The organism is Pseudoalteromonas sp. OF7H-1, from assembly GCF_022347825.1.
Lineage (GTDB): Bacteria > Pseudomonadota > Gammaproteobacteria > Enterobacterales > Alteromonadaceae > Pseudoalteromonas > Pseudoalteromonas maricaloris.
Genome location: NZ_JAKRFX010000005.1, coordinates 59,793 through 82,224, shown reverse-complemented (window position 1 = coordinate 82,224; position 22,432 = coordinate 59,793). Strand labels below are relative to the sequence as shown.

Here is a 22,432-nt window from a genome sequence, read left to right as displayed (position 1 = left end):
TTAACTATAGCAGCTGCAGATGAACCTTGAATGGTTACTCTTCAGGTAAATATTTTTGAATTTTAAACATGGTAAAGAGGAGGGCAACGAAGGTGATCCCAATTAAACCAAAGACTTTAAAGTTCACCCAAAAATCAAGAGAGAAGTGGTACGCAACGTAAAGGTTTAGGCCTGCGATGAAGAAAAGTAATACTGCCCAAAATAGATTTAATTGGTCGCAGTCTTTGGCTGGTAAATCAATATCAATCTCGCTTTTTTCCTTCTCAGCAACTGACTTTAACACGCCTTCGAGTGCGCCTTTTACCAAGTTTTTATTAAACAGGTATCTGGATATGAGCAGTGCCGCACCTAAAATGGCATAAATAATCGTGGCTTTCCATTTTATAAATTGCTCATCATGGAAGAAAATCGTCATCCCACCAAGGATCAACGCAATCGCTAAGAATACCCAATGACGTTTTGCGACTTCGCGCTTAGTGATGTATTGGTGTGCGACCTGTATAAGAGAGGCAATGATTAGCACACCCGTTGCCCAAAAAATATCGACAAACTTATAAACCGCAAAAAATAAGATGAGCGGTAAGTACTCAATTAAAAATGACATTTTTTATCCTAACAAAGTTGGTTGTAAGGGTTTTACCAAGATACGGCGAGAACATCAACATTGACTTTCTTTGATGAAACCCATAGCCTGCTGCGCTCATTCTATGGTTCAGAGGTATTTGCATGAATAAGAGCGATTTAGTTACAAAAATGGCGGAAATTAGTGGATTAACAAAGAAAGATTCACAGGCGGTGTTAAATGTCATTTTACAGGCCACTAAAAAGCGCTTGTCAGAGGGCGATCAGATGCAAATCAATGGACTTGGGACATTCGCGTTAAGTTATCATCCCCCAAAGCAAGGACGTAATCCTCAAACTGGTGAGACCATCACCATTGAGGGGCAAAACAAGGTATTGTTTAAACCGGCAAAAGCCTTAAAAGATAACTTGCGTTAATTCTAAGAAAAGCCAGTGTCTAACACTGGCTTGAAAGTAATATTACTTCTGCGTTGCAGCTTTCATTCGCGCAACAAAGGTTTTAAGCTCAAAGCACATAGTGCTAGGGTCATCTAAGTGTTTTTCGATGATTTTTACCACCGCCGAGCCACTAATTGCACCTGCCGCACCTGAGCTAATCGCATGCTTTACATGCTCCGGTTCAGAAATACCAAACCCTAGCAGTGGCGGCGCAGCATGATACTCGATAAGTTTGGTGATCATCTCTGTTGCCGGCATTTGTGCCGTCGTTTCTGTACCAGTCACGCCTGCACGCGAAAGTAAATAAGTATAGCCACGACCTCGGGTGGCGCATTCTCGTAACGTATCATCGCAGGCATTCGGTGTGGCAATGAAAATTGGCGCGATATCATTTGCCATTGCAGTGAGCCTAAACGGTTTGGCTTCGTGCAGTGGCACATCAGCAACTAAGATAGAATCCACACCCGCAGTTTTGGCGTCTTGATAAAACTGCTCAATACCACGAGCAAAAATCAAGTTTGAGTAAAGCAACAAACCAATTGGGATATCACTGTTGTAGCGACGAATTTCAGCGATGATCTCAAGACAGTCTTGTGTATTAACATCTTGCTTTAATGCACGGATGTTAGCCGCTTGAATAACAGGACCATCGGCGATGGGATCGGAAAACGGAATACCGAGCTCCAATGCATCAGCACCACCGTCAATCAGGCTTTTGATGATCTCAATACTGAGAGCCTTATTGGGATCGCCAATCGTCACGAAAGGAACAAATGCACCTTGGTTTTTTTCATTTAAGTGCGCGAACATCGCGTCATAACGTCTCATAGTTCACCTCGCTCAGATAGTACCTGGTGGACGTGAGCTAAGTCTTTGTCTCCGCGACCACTTAAGTTAACAACAATCACCGTTTCTTCGGTTTGCGCTTCTGCATATTTTAGTGCGTATGCCAGAGCATGGCTTGACTCTAGGGCTGGAATAATACCTTCGTGTTTAGCAAGCGCTTGAAAGGCATTTAATGCTTCAGTGTCGGTAATGCCAACATATTGTGCGCGGCCTGTTTCATGAAGGTAGGCGTGTTGTGGACCAACAGCTGGGTAGTCAAGACCTGCTGACACAGAGTAAGATTCTTCAATTTGGCCATCTTTATTCTGCATGATATAGGTATAGGCGCCGTGCAAGATGCCTTTACTTCCTTTACATAGTGCCGCGCCGTGCTCATCGGTATCTAGGCCTTTACCAGCCGGTTCCACCCCGATTAATTTAACGTCTTTTTCGTCAATAAAGTCTGCGAACATACCAATAGCATTTGAGCCGCCGCCCACACAAGCGATAACCGCATCAGGCAAACGACCTTCCGCTTTTAGTACTTGTTGTTTTGCCTCTTCACCAATCATTTTTTGGAACTCACGGACAATCGTCGGGAACGGGTGAGGACCTGCAGCCGTGCCGAGTAAATAATGTGCCGTTTTGTAGTTTGCAGACCAGTCACGTAATGCTTCATTTACCGCGTCTTTTAATGTGCCTGAGCCAGCGGTAACTGGGATAACTTCCGCACCCATCAAACGCATTCTAAATACGTTTGGTTGCTGACGCTCAACATCTTTAGCCCCCATGTATACTCGGCACTTTAAGCCGAGTAAGGAGCAGGCTAGGGCGGTTGCAACACCATGTTGTCCAGCGCCGGTTTCAGCAATGACTTCTTTTTTACCCATACGTTTGGTTAAGAGCGCTTGACCTAATACTTGGTTGGTCTTGTGTGCACCACCGTGAAGTAAATCTTCACGCTTTAAGTACAGTTTTACCTTAGGGTTTTTAACTAAGTTGCGTGTCTTGGTCAGTGGTGTTGGGCGACCCGCAAATTCATTCAAAAGTTGATAAAACTCCTGCTGAAATCCTGGGTCTTTTTGTGATTTATAAAATTCCTGTTCTAACTGCTTTAACGCAGGTACGAGTAACTCGGGCACGAACATGCCTCCGAAGTCACCAAAATAAGCTGAATTACTCATGTCCACCTCAATATTTTCGAATTTGTGTAAACGCGTTAGCGATTTTTTGAGCGCATTTTTTACCAGGCGATTGCTCAACACCTGAATTTAGGTCAAGACCATCGGCACCTATATTAACGGCGCCGTGAATATTGTCGGGATTTAGGCCGCCAGCCAACATATAATTGCTCGAACTACGATTTAATAGCTGCCAATCAAACACTTGTCCCGTGCCACCAAATGCAGTGTCGGTTTTGGTATCGTACAATTGCTTGTCTACGCCAGCGAAGGGGCTTGGCAGTGCTGTGTCCACCCCCTGTGCTTTCCAAATTTGACAGGTAACTGGAAGTTGTTTTCGCAGATTATCGATGTACAGCTCATCTTCATTGCCATGTAATTGCACTGCACTCAGTTTTAAGATTTGCGCATACTCTGCAACTTGCTCAAGCGGTGCGTTAACGAACACACCAACGTACTTGAGCGGCGCACTATCAGCAACGGCCTTCGCACAATCAATGTCGACATAACGAGGCGATTTTGGATAAAAGATAAGACCGCCGTATACCGCTCCAGCTTCATAAGCTGCTTGCGCATCTTGGCTTCGAGTAAGACCACACACTTTGTTTTCGCCCAAAATCAAGCGTCTGCAAGCAAGTTCCAAGTCTTGCTCAGCCATCAATGAACTGCCGACCAAAAAGCCGTCACAAATCGGTGATAAGCGTTTCACATCTCGGTGCGTGTATATGCCAGACTCTGAAATCACGACTTTGTCTTCGGGGATTAACTTTCTTAGTTTCTCCGTTGTTGCTAAATCCGTTGATAAATCTCTCAGATCACGGTTGTTAATACCGATAAGCTCAGCATCTAACGCAAGCGCTCTTGTCACTTCTTCTTCGTTGCTTACTTCCGTTAAAATCGACATATTAAGTGATTTGGCCACGCTCGCTAGTGCCAAATACTCTTCGTCATTTAATACAGACAACATCAAAAGAATGGCATCGCCACCGTGTAAGCGGGCGAGATAAACTTGGTATTCATCAATAAAGAAGTCTTTACAGATCAGAGGCTGATCAACCAGCTTTCTCACCGTGGCAAGGTATTCATAACTGCCTTGAAAGTATTTTTCGTCGGTTAGCACACTAATACATGTCGCGTACTTACGATAAACACTGGTAATTTCAGTCAAATCAAAATGTGAGCGAATAAGGCCTTTTGAAGGTGACGCCTTTTTGCACTCTAAAATAAATTGTGTCCCAGCTTGCGCCAACGCAGCGGTGAAGTTAAGCGTGGTGGGGGTTACTTCGTCGATAAAGTCACTTAACGGACGCTGCGCCTTACGCGCTTTTAATTCTTCGACTTTATCGGCAACAATTTTTTCTAATACATTAGCCATTACTCACCTCTACAATGTTAGCCAAGGTTGTCATGGCTTTCTTGCTAGCAAGCACTTCGCGTACTTGTTGGCTTGCGGTTTTAAAATCTGTGGCCTTATCGGTTAATACCAACAAGGCTGCAACGTTTGCAATGATCGCTGCATTGTGTGCAGCTTCGCCTTCACCATTTAAAATCGCAAGGCTCGCTTTCGCGTTATATTCTGGCGTATCACCAGCAATAGATTCAAGTGAATAGTTTTCTAGTCCAAAATCGCTTGGGGTAACGGTGTATTGCGTCACTTCACCCTGCTTTACTTCTGCGACTAGCGTTTCGCCGTGTAGGGCAATTTCATCTGTGCCACTACCGTGAACTACCATCGCTCGTTTCGTACCTAAACGGTTTAACGTTTCAGCCATGGGTAAAACAAGGGCAGGGTCGTAAACGCCGAGTAATTGCACCTCAGGCTTAGCAGGGTTTGCCAATGGCCCGAGAATATTAAATATCGTGCGTGTTTTTAGTTGCGTGCGAACCGGCATGGCATGTTTTACACCGGCGTGGTAATGCGGCGCAAACAAAAAGGTAAAGCCGGTCTCTGCTAAGCACTTTTCTGCAAGTGCGGGGGTCATATCAATGTTGATCCCAAGTGCTTTTAGTAAATCCGCGGAACCTGATTTACTGCTCACGCTGCGATTACCGTGTTTGACCATATTAATACCACATGCTGCGGCGACAATGGCGGCGGTGGTACTCACGTTGATGGTATTTGTGCCATCGCCACCCGTACCACAGCTGTCTGCTGCGAGTAGATTTTGCTTGTCAAATGCGGTGGCATGATCACGCATGGCCTGAGCTGCTCCGGCTATTTCCGCCGCTGTTTCACCTTTAAACTTTAGCGCAAGTAGCGCTGCGGTAAGTTCGATGTCGCTCAGTTGTCCAGCCATAATATCGCTAAACAAGGATTTGGCGGCGTCGAACGATAAATCTTGTTGCTGTAATAGAGGTTGTAACTTTTCCATCGTGCTCTCCTAAGCGCTAAGGTACGCGATACTTTGTTGTAATAGCTGAGCGCCATTGGGGGTCAATATTGATTCTGGGTGAAATTGATAGCCAATCACTTTGTGTTCACTGTGATAGATAGCCATCGGAATGGCCTGATATCTCGCGATCACTTGCAGTGCTGGTGGTACGCTTGTTGCCATCAGAGAGTGATAACGCGCCACGGGGAATTGCGTCCCAAGTCCGGCAAATACCGGATGCTCATCCGCTTCAATAATAGAAGATTTGCCATGTACCGTCTCACCCGCTTTGCCAACTTCACCACCATAACTTTGGGTTAGGGCTTGTTGACCGAGGCAAATCCCAAGCATGGGGAATTTACCTTTGCATAGCTCAATTAACGCGAGCAAACAGCCTGCTTCCGATGGCGCGCCAGGTCCAGGTGATAAAACTAAGATCACAGGATCAACCTCTGCACACATTTTATTGAAAATGGTTTCGGCAGAGATATTGTTACGATAAACGACCAAGTCAAGTCCTAGCAAACTAAGCTCATCCACAAGGTTATAACTGAAAGAATCAAAATTATCTAAAAAGTATACCTTAGTCATGGTTTGCTCCTTCATACGTGGACTGTACTGCTTTAATCACTGCCATGGCTTTAGCTTTGGTTTCATTTGCTTCACTTTGTGGATTTGAATCAAACACAATACCCGCACCCGCTTGCACGTAAGCAACGTTATCTTTTACAAACGCGGAGCGAATGACGATGCAGCTGTCCATCGCGCCATTGCCCATCAAATAACCTACCGCTCCGCCGTAACTACCACGACGCTGCTTTTCTGTATGGCGAACAAGTTCTGCGGCTTTAACTTTTGGTGCGCCGACGAGAGTGCCCATATTCATACAAGCCTGATAGGCGTGAAGCGCATCTAAATCCGGCTTTAATTGGCCAACGACGCGCGATACTAAATGCATGACTTGTGAGTAGCGGTCCACTTTCAATAATTCTTTTGCATGTCGAGTGCCTGCAATACTGATCCGTGCGACATCGTTACGAGCAAGGTCAACCAGCATAAGGTGCTCTGCACGCTCTTTTTGATCGTTGCGCAGCTCAAGTTCAATGCGGCTATCTAAATCTGGATTGATACTGCCATCAGCAAACTTACCTCGTGGTCTCGTCCCCGCGATGGGATAGACTTCAACTTGGTTACTCTGCTCACAATATTTGAGCGCCGACTCTGGAGATGCGCCAAATAGCACAAAGCGTTCATCCTTCATATAAAACATGTAGGGACTAGGGTTTTGTAGTTTGAGCTGTTTATAGGCGGCGAGTGAATTATGGCAAGGAAGTGAAAAAGTGCGAGAGGGAACGACTTGAAATATGTCACCGTTGATAATGTTGGTTTTCAACTTTTCAACGTGTTGACAATATTCGTCGTCACTCACATTGACTTTGACGTCTGCGCCGCCACTTTGTGGCTCAAACTGAAATTCAGTGATTTGATCACATTGACTGTTTAGCTCTTCTAGCTGTTTGCCTACTTCAAAACAATTGGCGTGAACCTCAGGGCCATTGAAAACATTACCAATGAGTTCAGTAGTTCGTGCTTGATGATCGATCACAACTAAGGTTTCAGCGAGATAGAAAACATAGTCAGGACAGTCGTTGTCCCCATCTGGTACTTCAGGAAGTTGCTCGAAGTTTGCCACCATATCATAGGCGAATACTCCACCTAAAAAGACGGAAAACGGCGTATCTGAGTTACGTTTAATTTCATTGATACAGGTTCTGAGCGCACTAAAGGCGTTATCCGCTTTTAGTTTTGTATGCTCATCAATGTTACTTTCCAATGCGTTGTACGTGAGCGTCAAAGTATTATCATTGAGGATCACGTCACAATTTGTGACCTTTTGCGCAAGGTACGGTAGCAACTGAGCACCATTGTTAGACAAGGCTTTGGCAATGACTTGGGCGCCATTACATTCGAATCGAATCGCACTATCCACAAGCACGATACTTTTCACATTGTCTTTAGACTCTATTTCTGCTGATTCGAGCAGTAACGAGTTTGCTTTGTTTAAACCTGCGTATAAAGACAGTGGGCTGGCAATATAATCGCGCCTTTGTCTTATGCTGGTGACCTCACCTGGTGTGGTCGTTATATGACTAAAAATCAAACCTCATTCCTCTTAATTTCTAGATATTCTGTTTAGAAAATAAAAAACCCCCGAAAGCTGAGCTCTGCGGGGGTTATTGTTCAGACACAACAATACCGTCCCGCTAGGGCATCCACCACCACCAAATTGTGTTTACTGTGATATTGTTGTTCATATAAGCCTCTAAAAAGTATAAAAAAACCCGCGACATTGCGCGGGTTGATAAATCGTAGATATAACGAAACACACCCGCTTAGTTCGAGTGCCACCACCAAATGTTTTTTTGAATTTGTTTGTTCATTTGTGAATATTTCGTTGTTTAATCTAAATTAGCTACAGTAAACCCTATTCTTGCTACGAGTGTCAAGGGCAAATATCAGAAAATAACCTAAGGTCGTATCAGTTAACTTGTGATATAATCAAAACGTTGATAATTCATAGAGATAGTTAATACATTTTGATTAAATATGACCTCCATAGCCATACTACTTTTTCCGATGGCCGCTTAGCTGTTGATGAATTGCTTGAGCGAGCAACGGAAAAAGGCGTTGATATTCTTGCAATTACAGATCATGACACGATAGATGCGATCCAGCCTGCCCGTGACTACATCAACCAAAATAATCTCACGTTAGAACTTATCAATGGTGTTGAAATTTCCACAAAATGGGAAAGCTTTGAGATCCATATTGTTGGATTGAATTTTGACCCTGAGCATGAAGCATTAACAAAGTTGCTGCATGAACAGCAGCAAAAGCGAGAAGCTAGAGCAAAAGAAATCGGCGAGCGATTAGCCAAAAAGGGCTATGAGCATGTCTACGAAGATGCCCTTGCACTTGCTCAAACTGCGCAGATCACCAGAGCGCATTTTGCTCAAGTGCTGGTTGAGCGGGGCGTGGCTAAAAACGTGCAAAGCGTTTTCAATAAATTTTTAGCACGTGGCAAAACTGGGTATGTGCCAAGTCAGTGGTGCGATATACAAACGGCCGTTACCGCTATTCACGCAGCGGGTGGAGTAAGTGTATTGGCACACCCTGCTCGATATAAGATGTCGAATAAGTGGCTAAGAAAGTTAATTGCTGAGTTTAAAGCGGTTGGGGGAGCTGCAATGGAAGTTGCACAGCCGCAGCAAGCGCCTACTGAGCGCCAATTTTTGGGGCGACTAAGTCAAGAGTTTGAATTGTTAGCAAGCCAAGGGTCAGATTTCCACTTCCCAATGCCTTGGGTCGACCTTGGTCGTAACTTGTATTTACCTAAAGATTGTCAAGGAGTTTGGCGTCATTGGGGAGGCAAAGAGGAATAAGCTTATGAGTCAATTTTTTCATATTCACCCAGATAATCCGCAAACGCGTTTAATTCGCCAAGCGGCTGATATTATTGAACAAGGTGGCGTAGTGGTGTTTCCAACCGACTCCGGCTATGCGATTGGTTGCAACCTCGGTAATAAGCAAGCTAAGGAGCGGATAGAGCGGATCCGCGGCATCGAAAAACACCATAACTTCACTCTTTTATGCCGTGATCTGTCGGAGCTTTCGACCTATGCCCGTGTCGATAATCAAATGTTTAGGATGATTAAAAATAATACGCCCGGTCCGTACACGTTTATTTTTAAAGGGACGAAAGAAGTTCCTCGTCGTTTGCTCAATGAGAAGAAAAAAACCATCGGGATCCGTGTGACTGATAACCCAATTACTTGCGCGTTGTTGGAAGCACTAGGTGAACCTTTGATGTCATGCTCTTTGATTTTGCCAGGAGAGCAGTTTACAGAGTCTGACCCCGATGATATCCGCATGCGTCTTGAGAAGCACGTAGACTTGATCATTCATGGTGGCTATTTAATCGAGCAAGCAACCACTGTTATTGATATGTCCGAAGACACCATTGAAATTTTGCGTCGTGGCTGTGGCGATACGTCGCCTTTTGAATAACGCATGTTGAGATGACAGAAGCACTCCAACAGAAATTACCGCTAGCCTTTTTACACGGTGAAGCGGTAATTGAAAAGCCGGAAGATCTTTATATTCCCCCCGAAGCCCTAGAAGTTATCTTAGAGACCTTTGAAGGTCCGTTGGACTTACTGCTTTATCTTATAAAAAGACATAAATTAGATATTCTAGAATTACCGATTTTTAGTATTACTCAGCAGTATGTTCAGTATGTTGAAATGATGAAGGACATGCAGCTCGAACTTGCGGGTGAATACTTAGTGATGGCAGCTTTGCTGGCACAAATAAAATCAAGAATGCTACTACCAAAACACGAAGAGTTAGAGGAAGAGGAAGACCCCAGAGCAGAGCTGGTGAGGCGCTTACAGGAATACGAGCAATTTAAGCAAGCTGCTGAGAACTTAGATGAGATCCCTCGTGTTGAGCGTGATATCTTTGTCGCTCATGCGCTGGTAGACAGTAGTGCCGACAATGAGCCAGAATTCCCAGACATTGAACTGAGGGAATTACTTTTGGCGCTGTCGGAAGTGATGGCTAGAGCCAAGACCTTTGAGCACCATCATATATCCGCTGAAGCACTTTCGACTCGAGAGCGTATGAGCTTTATATTGCAATTGCTACGAGAACAGAATAAGCCGGTAGAATTTGCGCGATTCTTTACCTTGGACGAAGGGCGCAGTGGTGTGGTGGTTACTTTTATTGCCATGCTCGAACTCATTAAGGAGCAATTGGTTGACTATATTCAGTCAGCAACGGCAGCGTCGATTTACCTGCATTTAAAAGGCTAGGGGATGGCTGCAGCCTCTGCTATACTCCGCATTTTTATCTTCAAGCATAAAATATGAAAAGACGCGTTAGCGATGAACAACTGGTTGAATTGGTTGAAGCAGCGATTTTCGTTTCAGATAAGCCGTTATCTAAAAAGCGCTTAAAAGAAACTGTGCTGGAAGATATCAGCGTGTCATCACCGCGTATTGATCAGGCACTGGAAACACTGGTTAATCATTATCAAACTCGCGGTGTAAGGCTGGTTGAGGTTGGTACCGGATACCGTTTTCAAGCTTGCCCGAGCTTGAGCCCTTGGTTAAGTAAACTGTGGCAGGAAAAAGCACCAAAATACTCACGTGCTACACTTGAGACTTTGGCATTGATTGCTTACCGACAACCAATCACTCGAGGTGAAATAGAGCAAGTGCGCGGGGTCACCGTGAGTTCTAATATTATCAAAAGCTTGATAGATCGCGAGTGGATAAAAGTGGTGGGTTACAAAGAGGTACCGGGTAAGCCTGCATTGTATGCAACGACAAAACAATTTTTAGATTACTTCTCATTATCTGGTCTCGGGGAATTACCTCGATTACCTGAACAACATAATGAGAAAATAGAACAGTTATTAAACGATCCTTCTGTGAGAGAACCATCTGAATGAGTGAAAAACTACAAAAAGTATTGGCAAGAGCTGGCGTTGGCTCAAGACGCGAAATGGAAAAGTATATTGAGTCTAACCGCGTAAGTGTAGATGGAAAAGTTGCCAAGCTAGGAGATCGAGTAGAAGAGACTTCGGTGATCCGTGTAGATGGACATATTGTTAAAATAGAGCAGCAAGAAGAGCGCATCTGTCGCGTACTTATGTATCATAAGCCAGAAGGGGAGCTGTGTACTCGTCGCGACCCTCAAGGTCGTCGTACTGTATTCGATAGGCTACCAAAGTTAGATGGTGACCGTTGGATAGCAATTGGGCGATTAGATATCAATACATCAGGCCTGTTACTCTTTACCAATGATGGTGAGCTAGCTAATCGCTTGATGCATCCAAAATACGAAGTCGAACGTGAATATTCTGCCCGGGTATTTGGTGAAGTAACAAATCAAACGTTGCGTACATTAACCAAAGGCGTTGAGCTAGAAGACGGTCCTGCAAAATTCCTTAAGATTAAACCACTTGGCGGTGAAGGTCTGAATAAATGGTTCAATGTAACACTGACCGAAGGGCGTAATCGTGAAGTTAGGCGTCTTTGGCAGTCGCAAGAGGTTGAAGTGTCGCGTTTGATCCGTATCCGTTATGGTAAATTGGAGCTTAACAAACGCTTGCCACAAGGTGGATGGGAAGAATTAAAATTAGAAGACGTTAACTACTTACGTAAATCGGTAAGCATGAGAGCCGAGCAGCAAACTAAGTTGTCGGTCATGCCAGAAAAGCGTAAAGACAAGCGCGCGAAAATTAATAAAATTCGCAAAGCAGTGAAAAAACATAATCAAAGGGTCAAAACCCCAAGAAGAAAGTAATTTAAGCTTTTTATACCAATTAGCTTATTTAAGTGAGCTATTTTGAGGCGAGAAAATCTTGTCGATAACAAGGCAAAAATTTTGCTATTTAGTTGTTCTAAATGAGAAGTTTTTAACGTAGTTAGCGTCAGATTTGCTCCTTCAAATTGATCAAGTATTAAGACTAATTGGTATTAAACACCAGCCTAGTGAGCTGGTGTTTTTGTATTTGATAAGGAGATGCAAATGAAAGAGATGTTTGCTGGTAGTTGTCTGTGTGGTCAGGTTAGATATCTTGTAGAGGGCAATGCGCAGGGCTTTTATTTATGTCATTGTGAATATTGTCAAAAAGACACAGGCTCCGCACATGCTGCGAATTTATTTTTTCAAAATGCAGTGTTAACTTGGCTTACGGGCGAAAAGTTGATAACGCGCTTTACTTTACCGAATACTAAGCACGTTAAAGCCTTTTGCGCTTGTTGTGGTTCTGCATTACCAAACCAGCAGCCTGTTGGTTTAGTGGTACCTGCCGGTAGCTTAGATGATGCACCGAGCCTTACGCCAACCGCACACCTATTTATCGCGAGTAAAGCTGAGTGGGATGAAAAATTAGAGCAAGTGCAGGCGTTTGAAACCTTGCCGAGAGATTAACTTAAGTAATATAACCTGAGCTGCGGATAATTAATGCCTTTCTAGCAACCAGTTTTAGCGCTAACTGCGTTGAATTCACTTCCAATAGCCAGCTATTGGAAGTGAATTCGCCTTGCCTACAGGATGTAGGTACCTTAGCGAGAGCAGGACGCGGAAGCGGTGTTTTCCCTAAAACTCGCTGGCTAGACAAGGAAAAAACTAAGTTGTGCTTTAGCGACAATGAGTTGGAACATTCCTTATCCAAACCTCAGGTTAATATAGAAGGCTGCAATTGTGGATCTGCAGCCTTTAAAGTACTAGTTAGTAGGTTTGGGCATCTAAAGATTGGCCATTAACTCCGATTGAGTCATCAGACATCAAGTACAGGTATGTTGGCATTAATTCTTCAGGTGTTTTTAGTTTATCTTTATCTTCACCTGGGAATGCTGATGCACGCATACTTGTTCTTGTCGCACCAGGATTAATGCAGTTAATACGAATATTGGTTTTACCCACTTCTTCGGCCCAAGTTTGCATCATACCTTCGGTTGCGAATTTAGAAATTGCATATGCTCCCCAAAACTCGCGACCTTTGCGTCCTACACCCGATGAAGTAAAGACTATAGAAGCGTGAGGCGCTTTTCTCATTACTGGGAATAGCGATTTGGTGATCACCGCTTGGGCTGTTACGTTTACCTTCATTATGTTTTCAAAGGTTGAAACGCAAAAGTGTTCCATTGGACCTAAAGAGCCTAAAATAGACGCATTATTTAGCAAGCCATCAAGCTTCCCAAATTGCTGCTCGATGGTGGCAGCCAAGTCTCGGAAGTGTTGTTTGGTTGCACCACGTAAATCTAAAGGTACAATTGCAGGCTGTGAGTAACCGGCGTTAACAATTTCATCATAAACGGCTTCTAGTTTACTGGTGGTTTTGCCCAATAAAATAACCGTTGCACCATATTTGGCGTAATTAATCGCCGCAACACGGCCGATGCCGTCGCCAGCACCTGTTACTAATATCGTTTTATTCGCAAGTGCGTTTTCAGGAGCTTGATAAGTCTGCATTCTGGACTCCAATTAAGATGTTTGGGCTATTTTATCACAATGCAGTAGCAAGTTAGCGAATTTATTGTAAATATGGCTGGCGAAATAACAAAGTTTGAGTTAAGTTTAACTGGTCTAATGTCTTATTAAAAATGCTATTACATAGATTTAACGAGAATTATCACAATAATAATAAGATTATGTCGGAGCCTATAAAATGAAAAAAATGCTACTCTCACTCGCAGTATCAGCAGCACTCGCTGGCTGTGGAGGCGGTGAAACGTTAGAAGATGTAAAAAATGATACTACACCCGTTTCTCCAACGATTTCTGTTAAATTTGATCCATCGGGCGGTGTGATCTCAGTTCCAAACGATATCCTTTTATCCGGCACTCAAGACGGTACCTTAAATCTACCTGACGAAATGTTAGGAGTGAAAGATGGTGAAGGTAACCCTCTGGTAACGCGTGCAAGCTATGCAAACCCTAGTATTGTGATTGGCGCCTTAGATGGTTGGTCGACACAAATGCCTTACGTTATCGACATGACGACACCGAATGGTTTGACACTTGATGCGCAAAGCGTCATGACTCCGGGCTCTGTACGAATTTTTGAAGTTGCAATGGGTGGACCATTACAAACCGACGAAGATTGTGCTCAGGTGCCTTCAGGTATCGCTTGTAAGCCAATTGCTGAATTACAATTTGGCCCTGATGGTGATTTCGTTACCATGGCTAATAGCACAGGTAACGGTTTAGTTATTATCCCAGTTAAACCATTCAAACCTGAAACTACGTATATTACTGTTTTGACCAAAGGTCTTAAGGACTCAAAAGGTCAAAGTGTAGATGCTTCTTCGACTTACACGTTGTTGCGCCAAGACGCGCCATTGGTAACTGATGCTCAGAAATCGCTACAGGCTGTGATTCGTAGCTATGAAGGGGCGGTAACTGCAGCGGGTTCGGTGAGTAAAGAAGAGATTATATATACAGCTGCAATGACGACACAGTCGACTGGTCACGCATTGGCGGCGACTAAGCAATTGTTAGCCGCTAAATTACAAGGTGGTGCTAATCCTGTTGTCGCTGTACCTGCACAACCGGTGATCACCGTTGCAGATGCCCTTGTAGGAAAAGTGCCTGATGCTATTTTACCTGCTTTTAGAAGCGTGCGTTTATTGCAAGGTCAAATACAACTACCTCAGTACTTATCACAACCAAAAAATAAAGATATCTCTGCGCTAGCTGATACCTATTGGCAAGCACGCTGCGACAGCGCGGTAGCTGTCGCTGGATATGCGGCGCAAGCTGGTGGTTTACCAGAGCCAACAGAACCAAATGATATCGCTTGTAATACACTTTCGGGTGGAAAGCTGAGAGATTTAGGTTTAGACGGTACTAAGTTCTTGACTAAGTACAATCCAATTCCTAAAGAGCAGTGGCTTGCAAATGTTCCTGTGCAAATCACAATGCCTGCGGATGAGTCTCAGCGCCCTGAAGGCGGCTGGCCTGTGGTTATCTTGCAACATGGTATCACGAGTAAAAAAGAAGACATGCTCGGCTTGACGTTGTCATTAACGCAAGCTGGATTTGCCACAGTTGCAATTGATCACCCAATGCACGGTGCTCGCGGTTTAGATATCGATGGTGATGGCACTGATGATTTTAATGCCTCGACAGGTAGCGTGTTGTCCTACATGAACCTAACATCGTTGTTAGTTGCGCGTGATAACTTAAAGCAATCAGCTGCAGATTTAATGGGTTTACGTTTAGGCTTAAACTTCATCAATCTAGCATCTGGCGGTCAAGTTAACTTTAATACCCAGCAAGTTAGCTACTTAGGTCACTCACTTGGTTCTATTGTAGGCCCAAGCTTCCTCGCTCAAACCAATGCGCCATTAAATCCAGCAATTGATGGCTTCTTTAAAGTTGAGTCAGCAGCACTTGCAAGTGGTGGCTCGGGCATTGCTAATTTCTTGATTGAGTCAAAATCATTTGGCCCGTTTGTTCAAGGCTCCGTGTTAAGCTCTGCAGGCAACCTCGCATCGCAAGCGTTTAATGCCTATCTGCAAGAAGGCGCAATTGCTGACTGTGGTACGTTTGCTACGGATCAAAGCAAATATGTTTCTTGTGCATATGGAACGTTTAGAGCGAATTTAGAAGCGGCTGGAGACACCGCGACATTAGCACTGATTGATGGGACGGTGACGCAGTTTGGTTTTGCAGCACAAACCGCATTAGGTAGTGCCGATCCACTTAACTATGCAGCTTCCGTGAAAGCGCTACAAACGCCAGTATATATGAGCGTTGTTACGGGTGGTGTTGATGGCAATGCAGCTGACTTGGTTATTCCTCCAACAACAGAACGTAGCTTCTTGTCTGGTAGCTTACCACTTGCTGGTTTCATGGGCTTAATGCCTGCAAGTGAAACGCAAATGAGTCAAGACGGAACACCTGGAAGTTATGTAGTGAAGTTCTCTCAGGGTCACCATAGTTCAATCTTAACGACAGGCTTTGATGAAAAAGCCGGTGGCACAGCAGCAGGACACGCAGCGGCGTCGATTGAAATGCAAACACAAGTTGCAAGCTTCTTGAAGTCAAAGGGTTTGGTTTTACAAGTATCTAACTCGGATGTTGTTGCAAACTAAGACATTTTTCGAGACTATAAAAGGCCGCAACTAGCGGCCTTTTTTGTGTTCATTTTATATTGAAAGAAAATGGGCCCCTTTATGAGCTAAATGAGGAGAACGACTTGGCATTTTTGTTTGAATATGGGTTATTTCTAGCCAAGACAGTAACCATTATCTTTGGTATTGCAGTCGTCATTATTTTGATGGTGGGAGCAAGCTCAAAACCAAAATCGAAAAAGGGTGAAATTGAAGTTACCGATTTGAGCGACAGTCTGTCGCAATCTAAACAACAGTTTTTGCAGCAAACGCTTGATAAAAAGGCGTTAAAAGCTCTAAATAAGTCGCAATCAAAAGCGCAAAAAAATAAAGATAAAGAAGCAAAGAAAAACGTTTTTTATCTTGAATTTAACGGAAGTATGGACGCTCACGAAGTCGCGGGTTTAAGAGAAGAGATCAACGCTATTTTAACAATTGCAGATAAAGAAAAGGATCAGGTTGTTGTGTCTGTAGAAAGTGGTGGTGGGGTTGTTCACGGTTATGGACTTGGTGCATCGCAGCTTACGCGTATCAAGCAAGCGGGTATTCCTCTAACAGTCTGTGTAGACAAGGTTGCTGCAAGTGGCGGATATATGATGGCCTGTGTTGCAGATAAGATTATTGCAGCACCATTTGCAATTATTGGTTCAATCGGCGTAATTGCGCAAATCCCCAACTTCAATCGTTTATTGAAAAAGAATAACGTTGACTTTGAAATGGTAACCGCGGGTGAGTATAAGCGTACACTCACGCTGTTTGGTGAAAATACGGATAAAGGCAGAGAAAAGTTTAAAGAAGAGATTGAAGAAACGCATGGTCTGTTCAAACACTTTGTCTCTGATAATCGTACCGAGCTTGATATTGAGAAAGTAGCAACTGGAGAACATTGGTTTGGTACACAAGCGTTAGAGCTTAAACTAGTCGATGAAATATCAACCAGTGACGATTTACTCATGTCCCTAAATGAAAGTCACCAGCTTTATAAGGTGGCTTATAAGGCTAAAAAAGGCGTTGCTGAGAAGTTTGGACTTCAGTTAGGGCTCGCTATTGAACGTTTCTCCGTAAAAGCGTTAACAAAACTAAATCAATCTAAATATTAGTGATTGTTGTTCAGTTTATATCAATAAGCTTTATTTCAAACTATTAACAATACTTTATAGACGGCATCGTGTTCACAAAGCGCATGATGCCACGCTCTAAAAGAGAGGTTGTTATGAATAAAGTTATTGTACTTTCCCTACTTACCTTTAGTCTGACTTTAGGTTTAAATCAGGCGAATGCTAAACCGGAGAAGTTACCACCGGGCCTTGAGAAAAAGTTGAAGCAGGGCAAGCCTCTTCCACCGGGTTGGCAAAAAAAGCTCCAAGTTGGAGAACGCTTAGATCCAGATATCTACGACCATGGCAAAGTGATTTATCGCGACAGAGATCGGGATTTGGTAACGATAAGCGTTGAAGGTAGAGTCATCAGGGTACTTGAAAACACCCTAGAAATTGTCGAAATTCTTAAAGGGATGAGATAAAAAGCATCAACTCTGTGCGGTGCAATTTCCCGTACAGAGTCCAAGTTTAGCAATTTAAGTGTTTGTTCCTCGCCAAAGCGTATGTTAGTTGTAGCACTTAACTTAACGCCTAATGATCTAGGTATCAAATAACGTCGTCATTCCTTGAGAGTTGTTGTTAGTCCATCTCGGTAAGTGGTAATTTCAAACTCCGTAAAGCGCTGCTTAAATTTATCTGATACAAATATGTTGTCGACTGCATATCGAGGTAACAGTTCTCGTGTTTCTCTTATAGGTTTGCTAACAATGCTTAGCAGTGATAGCTGCCATTTCTTTAATATTGAATACTTGCCTTGAATGCCGAGTATTTCGCTCGCTAAGTTAACGATTTGCTTGTAAGTGAGTCGATTGTCATCACATGGTAGATGCCATGTCTGGCCATACGCATCAGAGGTATTGCCTAGTAACGCCATTGCTCTGCTAGCATCTGGCGTGTATATCAAGGTACGTAACGTATTATCGCTGATAAAGATTTTCGCAGCATCGCCTGTTCGCAGCTTATCAAGAACCGCTGTATTGGTGATACTTTGCGTTTTACCCGGCCCATAAAACTCAGGCGCGCGACAAATCATCGCATTGACTTGGCCTGTGCTCATCGCATCGAGCAGCATATTCGCTATTAGGCCTCTAACTTTGCCTTTTTCGCCATATGGCAAAAAAGGTGTTTCTTCTGTGAGACGTTCATTGCTTTGCGGATACATATAGGTGTTATCAAAATACACTAATTTGGCATTATGTTTTGCGCACGCATCGATGACATTTCGCATCATAATAGGAAATTGCTCAACCCACATGTTTGTGTCAATCGGCAGTCCTGCGGTTAAGTAAACAATTTCAGAGCCAGCTACTGCTTTTTGCGTTTGACTGCCGTCAAGTAGATTAGCGCTGAGTAATTCGTCCGTGTTGTTTATCTTTTTTGGTGTTCGGCTGACAAGACGAATGTTATCGGTAAAGTCTTTCTTTAAAGCTCGGGCGAGTTCACTACCAATTTGGCCGTTTGCTCCAAGTATTGTTTGCATAAAAATTACCTTAATTTGTATCTGTTTTGTGCAAGCATAAGGTTAAAGTAAACTTGAAGGTCAATACTTAATTTATGATATCTGCTATTGTTTGGGATAAGTACAGACTTTTTCATTTAAGGTAGCAGACTGAGTGCAGTAGGAACTTGAGTTTATGAAAATTGGTGAATTATCAAAAATAACAGGCTTGGCGACGTCGAAAATTCGATTCTATGAGGATATTGGCCTACTTAAATTAGTTAAGCGCGCTGCCAATGGTTATAGGACGTATCCTCCTGAAGCTGAAACTGTATTGCATTTAATTTCAAATGGTCAAAAAGCAGGCTTTAGTTTAGATGAGCTGAGTAAATTACTTCCGAGTGATCTAAGTGACTGGAAACATGATCAGTTACTTAACGCTTTACGTCAAAAACTTGCTGATATTGAACTGATGGAGAAAAAGCTTGCAGACAACAAACGACAATTAAACTCCATCCTTAATGACATAGAAGCCAAACCGCGTGACATGGCGTGTGCCGACAATGCCAAGCGAGTGATATCACAAATAGGGATGGGTAAAGGTAGGAGGTAGATGCAAAAAAATGCAGTAAACTTGCCAAAGCGGAGATTATTTTTTGTAATGTTTGTCAACTGAGTAGTATCAAGATCAGCGCGATATCTGAAAGCAATCAAATCAATGAAATCTATCATTATTTGTATCTATACTGGAAAAGTGAGATTAAAAAGTATGGAAGCACTTAAAGAATACGTGGATAGTGATAATGTAATTGTTTTTATTTTATTCTTGATTTTTAATTAATTTGGTGCCAATGTTATTTACGCATGGTCAAGGAAGCCCAGTATTCTCCCCACCTTGTTATAAGACAGCTTTATCAAAGCAATGTTGAAGTCGTTTGTAATGTCTGAAATTTTATTGATAATAAAATTAAAATCTGATTATAAAAAACAATTAAGGTTTTTGTTATGGCGATCAATGAAGCGAAAATTGGAACGAAAAATTTTGTTATAGATAGTAGTCTACCTAATTCGAATGTGGTTCTGGATAAAAACTCTGACTCTGATATTCAACCAACAAGTTCGACAATTGGAAAAAAATTAGAAAGCGTTAATGAAGATCTAGTTGAGCTAATGGAAAGTTTAAATAAAGAGTTTCAATATTGTTGGGAAAAAGCTGTTGAATCCGGTCGAAGCCCTGATGAAATGACTGTAGAAGTTGCTTTTGCGTTTGAAAGTGCAATAAATGCTTGGGTACTTTCTGGGAAAGGTTCTGCTGGAGTGAAAGCATCATTTAAATGGGTTAAAGGTCAGCATGGGTAATAAAAAAAATGTAGAAATGCTTGATCGGGTTGTACGTATTATCGATAAAGAAAAGCGTTTTTTAGGTACTGGATTGCTATTAAATGAGAATGGGTGGGTTCTAACTTGTGGTCATTTATTTAAAGACTTAAGTATTCAAGATGGAATATCTTTGAATAAAAAACTTGATTTGGAGATTCAAACTTTCGATAACAATGTTTATGAGTGTGACTATTTAGAAGAAAAATTTTATGACGCACAAAACCTATTTGATTACGCCATAATTAAAACCAAGTGTAGTCATAAATGTAAAACAAAGTTAAACGTAAGAAGGAAAATTGAAGAAAACACTAAAGCGCACATGCATGGTTTCAGTGGAAATGCAGACTTCCTCTTACGTATCAACGGAACTATAATCGGACCTACATACTCTTATAGCACATGTTCAGACCTTCCTGCATTGCAGCTCCAGTGGGATAGCAACGGCACATATAGTGGTTTTAGCGGTTCCCCTATTCTTGTAAAAGATTCAAGACTGGGCTTATTTCTTGCGGGAGTTCAAAACAGCGAATTAAATAAATTAGATATGCAATTTGGTACGCCATTGATAAACATATTAGACCATTCGAGTATTCTAACTGATACGGTTGAAGGGGTTTCGGATATGGAATACCGAAAAGCTGGCTTCAAACTAGAATACCTAGTTGAACTTAATACTTCTGAACCTAGCGAGTCGGATATTAATTTTGAAGGTCTCATGGCTGAAATCAAGCAACATACTCCTAAGTTAGTTGGCCAGATTTCAGAAAAAAAATTGTTAAATCGACTGATTAAAAAGGTTTCTAAGAAAAAACACATCGTTGGTTTTGTTGTTTGTCATCAAAGACCTAATAAGAATACTGTTAGGAGAAGCTTAGCAAAGCACTTTGGGCGAAACAAATGGACTCAAAACATGTACGATGTAGTTACAGAAGAAGAGCTGGTGCAACTAAGGAAATATTTAGAATATGTTCAAGTTTTACTTTTTAAGGGCATAGAAAAATGAGTTATTGTGCAGCGATAGAACTTTTCGGAGCAATCGAAAATGGACGGTTTGATTCTGACCTGTTTTACAATATGTGCAATAGACTTGCTCTAACTTTGGATTCAATTCCACCTGATAATGTCACTTGGTTTGTTGATATATATACAGTGTATGCTGAATCCACAGATGAAGAATCACTCTTTCAGTGGGTATCAAAGCTTTGCGCATATAATACTAAAGATAATCAAGAAGATATAGAATCACCATGGATCTATAAAGGTATTATTTTAGATGGAAAACTTGGGGTAAAAAAGACGAAAAATGGTCTTGTTGCTTCACACCAATTCGGAGCTTTCGCTGAACTTAAAGCATACTTGAATAAGTTTCAAAGCATTGGAGTAAAAGTAGGTTATGTTCCTACTTCAGAGAATGCTAGGAAGTTTATGTTTACGAATGTTTTTTGGACTGGTCATAAAGATGTTCCCTACGGTCTTTTTACAGATGTAAAGCCGGTCTTGGCCGAAAATATGGAGCTAGAGTGCATTTCTAAACTTGCCACATTAGCAACAAATACAGCGCGCTACTCAAGAACATGGGCACGACATTATATTTCTGCAATAACCAGGATACTGATAAATTCAAACGACATTGAATTAGATAAGGTTATTGAAATTCTATCAAAATCTAGGTCTGTTGACGGAATCGAACTTGCGGGACTAGTTTTGATTAATCATGTTTACAGAGAGCAAATTACTGATTCTAATCTCTCTAATGCTATGCTCTCTTTTCCTCGGCTAGGAAAGTTATGTACATTATTAGAGGATAAACACGCATTTCCCGTAGGTATTGTTGAGAAAGGCTCTATAAAACAATATTTAAATTTATTAAGAAATGGCAGTCGATAAAAGTGAGATAGTAGACGATAGCGACTTTAGCTGAAGAAATACGCCCAGAGAATCATTGATGACATATATGGACGCTCTGCTGCTGTCAAGTAATACTCATCCAACATGATTGTTTTTAACAGCCTTGTTGCTTCTTTTATTTATCTCTCATTTACTATTTGTATGTATTGATAAACAGTCACTTTGAGTCACCCTAAATAAGGTGCTGCTCTGACATATATTCGGGCTTAACTGACTTTCAGCGCCCCTAATGAGTTTCGAACCTAGTCACCCAAAAAGTAGAATACACCCACGCGGCATTGAATGCCTTGCCTATAACGGGTTTAACTAGGTAGGTTTGACCTTTTGTTCATCGTTATATTTACAGCAATGAGAATATGGCTATCAAGGGCCCATAAACACCCACTCGTGGGGGATCTATGAGGGATCAATGGGGATCAATGACACCCACCGTTATTTGTATCTAAGCTGGCAAAGTGAGATTAAAACGTGCAGAAACACTTAAAGAATATGGGCAAAAAGCGTTCTTAGATAGGGTG

General features: G+C 42.3%; 23 protein-coding genes. 14 read left to right on the top strand and 9 right to left on the bottom strand.

All coding sequences use genetic code 11. From position 1 onward, the window contains the following. Positions 1–34: 34 nt before the first annotated feature. Positions 35–604, bottom strand: a complete 570-nt coding sequence (locus MHN30_RS08160; protein ID WP_010374069.1) for an inner membrane-spanning protein YciB — start codon at positions 602–604, stop codon at positions 35–37. 122 nt (positions 605–726) lie between these two features. Between MHN30_RS08160 and MHN30_RS08155 the strand changes: the two genes are divergently transcribed. Continuing rightward, the gene (locus MHN30_RS08155) at positions 727–999 is read left to right on the top strand and encodes an HU family DNA-binding protein (RefSeq protein ID WP_010374071.1); all 273 of its coding nucleotides are present in this window, start codon (positions 727–729) and stop codon (positions 997–999) included. A gap of 42 nt (positions 1,000–1,041) precedes the next feature. Here the strand turns inward: MHN30_RS08155 and trpA are convergent, their stop codons facing one another. Genes trpA through MHN30_RS08125 form a run of 6 tightly spaced genes read right to left on the bottom strand, consistent with a single transcriptional unit; the run spans position 1,042 to position 7,559 of the window. Beyond that, complete coding sequence (trpA, locus tag MHN30_RS08150) at positions 1,042–1,848, bottom strand: tryptophan synthase subunit alpha (RefSeq protein ID WP_045989645.1); 807 nt, start codon at positions 1,846–1,848, stop codon at positions 1,042–1,044. Next, positions 1,845–3,029 carry a tryptophan synthase subunit beta gene (gene trpB, locus MHN30_RS08145; protein WP_239359218.1) on the bottom strand — a complete coding sequence of 395 codons (1,185 nt, stop codon included), beginning with the start codon at positions 3,027–3,029 and terminating at the stop codon, positions 1,845–1,847. The genes trpA and trpB overlap by 4 nt, the downstream gene beginning before the upstream one ends. A 7-nt stretch (positions 3,030–3,036) precedes the next feature. After that, positions 3,037–4,401, bottom strand: coding sequence for a bifunctional indole-3-glycerol-phosphate synthase TrpC/phosphoribosylanthranilate isomerase TrpF (gene trpCF / locus MHN30_RS08140; RefSeq protein WP_130164243.1), 1,365 nt, complete (start codon positions 4,399–4,401; stop codon positions 3,037–3,039). Next, positions 4,394–5,398 carry an anthranilate phosphoribosyltransferase gene (gene trpD, locus MHN30_RS08135; RefSeq protein WP_130164242.1) on the bottom strand — a complete coding sequence of 335 codons (1,005 nt, stop codon included), beginning with the start codon at positions 5,396–5,398 and terminating at the stop codon, positions 4,394–4,396. The genes trpCF and trpD overlap by 8 nt, the downstream gene beginning before the upstream one ends. A gap of 9 nt (positions 5,399–5,407) precedes the next feature. After that, a complete protein-coding gene (locus MHN30_RS08130; RefSeq protein ID WP_010378569.1) occupies positions 5,408–5,989 on the bottom strand; it encodes an aminodeoxychorismate/anthranilate synthase component II in 582 nt (193 codons plus the stop codon). Next, entirely contained in the window at positions 5,982–7,559 is a 1,578-nt protein-coding gene (locus MHN30_RS08125; protein WP_130164241.1) for an anthranilate synthase component 1, read from the bottom strand. Before MHN30_RS08125 ends, MHN30_RS08130 begins: the two co-directional genes overlap by 8 nt. A 436-nt stretch (positions 7,560–7,995) precedes the next feature. On the opposite strand from MHN30_RS08125, the gene MHN30_RS08120 reads away from it, so the two are divergent. From MHN30_RS08120 to MHN30_RS08095, 6 genes are all read left to right on the top strand, one after another. Then, a complete protein-coding gene (locus MHN30_RS08120; RefSeq protein ID WP_045989649.1) occupies positions 7,996–8,841 on the top strand; it encodes a PHP domain-containing protein in 846 nt (281 codons plus the stop codon). 4 nt (positions 8,842–8,845) lie between these two features. Beyond that, positions 8,846–9,466, top strand: coding sequence for an L-threonylcarbamoyladenylate synthase (locus MHN30_RS08115; protein WP_010378577.1), 621 nt, complete (start codon positions 8,846–8,848; stop codon positions 9,464–9,466). A gap of 11 nt (positions 9,467–9,477) precedes the next feature. Next, positions 9,478–10,272 carry a segregation/condensation protein A gene (locus MHN30_RS08110; RefSeq protein ID WP_239359217.1) on the top strand — a complete coding sequence of 265 codons (795 nt, stop codon included), beginning with the start codon at positions 9,478–9,480 and terminating at the stop codon, positions 10,270–10,272. A 53-nt stretch (positions 10,273–10,325) separates the two neighbouring features. After that, positions 10,326–10,913, top strand: coding sequence for an SMC-Scp complex subunit ScpB (scpB, locus tag MHN30_RS08105; RefSeq protein WP_010378581.1), 588 nt, complete (start codon positions 10,326–10,328; stop codon positions 10,911–10,913). Further along, a complete protein-coding gene (gene rluB, locus MHN30_RS08100) occupies positions 10,910–11,770 on the top strand; it encodes a 23S rRNA pseudouridine(2605) synthase RluB (RefSeq protein WP_039497594.1) in 861 nt (286 codons plus the stop codon). Before scpB ends, rluB begins: the two co-directional genes overlap by 4 nt. Before the next feature lie 225 nt (positions 11,771–11,995). After that, positions 11,996–12,400 carry a GFA family protein gene (locus MHN30_RS08095; RefSeq protein WP_239359216.1) on the top strand — a complete coding sequence of 135 codons (405 nt, stop codon included), beginning with the start codon at positions 11,996–11,998 and terminating at the stop codon, positions 12,398–12,400. 300 nt (positions 12,401–12,700) lie between these two features. Here MHN30_RS08095 and MHN30_RS08090 read toward each other — a convergent pair whose 3' ends face one another. Further along, positions 12,701–13,444, bottom strand: coding sequence for a YciK family oxidoreductase (locus MHN30_RS08090; RefSeq protein WP_239359215.1), 744 nt, complete (start codon positions 13,442–13,444; stop codon positions 12,701–12,703). Between the two features lie 196 nt (positions 13,445–13,640). On the opposite strand from MHN30_RS08090, the gene MHN30_RS08085 reads away from it, so the two are divergent. The 3 genes from MHN30_RS08085 (at position 13,641) to MHN30_RS08075 (ending at position 17,610) form a co-directional block, all read left to right on the top strand. Continuing rightward, entirely contained in the window at positions 13,641–16,070 is a 2,430-nt protein-coding gene (locus tag MHN30_RS08085; RefSeq protein WP_239359213.1) for a VolA/Pla-1 family phospholipase, read from the top strand. Positions 16,071–16,174: 104 nt separating this feature from the next. Beyond that, positions 16,175–17,188 carry a protease SohB gene (gene sohB, locus MHN30_RS08080; RefSeq protein ID WP_045988127.1) on the top strand — a complete coding sequence of 338 codons (1,014 nt, stop codon included), beginning with the start codon at positions 16,175–16,177 and terminating at the stop codon, positions 17,186–17,188. 113 nt (positions 17,189–17,301) lie between these two features. After that, positions 17,302–17,610, top strand: a complete 309-nt coding sequence (locus MHN30_RS08075; protein ID WP_045988126.1) for a hypothetical protein — start codon at positions 17,302–17,304, stop codon at positions 17,608–17,610. 137 nt (positions 17,611–17,747) lie between these two features. Here MHN30_RS08075 and MHN30_RS08070 read toward each other — a convergent pair whose 3' ends face one another. Then, positions 17,748–18,668, bottom strand: a complete 921-nt coding sequence (locus tag MHN30_RS08070) for an NAD-dependent epimerase/dehydratase family protein (RefSeq protein ID WP_239359211.1) — start codon at positions 18,666–18,668, stop codon at positions 17,748–17,750. A gap of 154 nt (positions 18,669–18,822) precedes the next feature. Here MHN30_RS08070 and MHN30_RS08065 point away from each other — a divergent pair, with 154 nt between their 5' ends. From MHN30_RS08065 to MHN30_RS08050, 4 genes are all read left to right on the top strand, one after another. Continuing rightward, positions 18,823–19,239 (top strand): MerR family transcriptional regulator, encoded by a 417-nt coding sequence (locus MHN30_RS08065; protein WP_130164235.1) that lies wholly within the window; start codon positions 18,823–18,825, stop codon positions 19,237–19,239. Positions 19,240–19,631: 392 nt separating this feature from the next. Continuing rightward, positions 19,632–19,985, top strand: coding sequence for a hypothetical protein (locus tag MHN30_RS08060; RefSeq protein WP_130164234.1), 354 nt, complete (start codon positions 19,632–19,634; stop codon positions 19,983–19,985). Further along, the gene (locus tag MHN30_RS08055) at positions 19,978–21,009 is read left to right on the top strand and encodes a trypsin-like peptidase domain-containing protein (RefSeq protein ID WP_130164233.1); all 1,032 of its coding nucleotides are present in this window, start codon (positions 19,978–19,980) and stop codon (positions 21,007–21,009) included. The genes MHN30_RS08060 and MHN30_RS08055 overlap by 8 nt, the downstream gene beginning before the upstream one ends. Next, positions 21,006–21,893 carry a hypothetical protein gene (locus MHN30_RS08050; protein ID WP_130164232.1) on the top strand — a complete coding sequence of 296 codons (888 nt, stop codon included), beginning with the start codon at positions 21,006–21,008 and terminating at the stop codon, positions 21,891–21,893. Before MHN30_RS08055 ends, MHN30_RS08050 begins: the two co-directional genes overlap by 4 nt. The last annotated feature ends 539 nt before the right edge of the window (positions 21,894–22,432 follow it).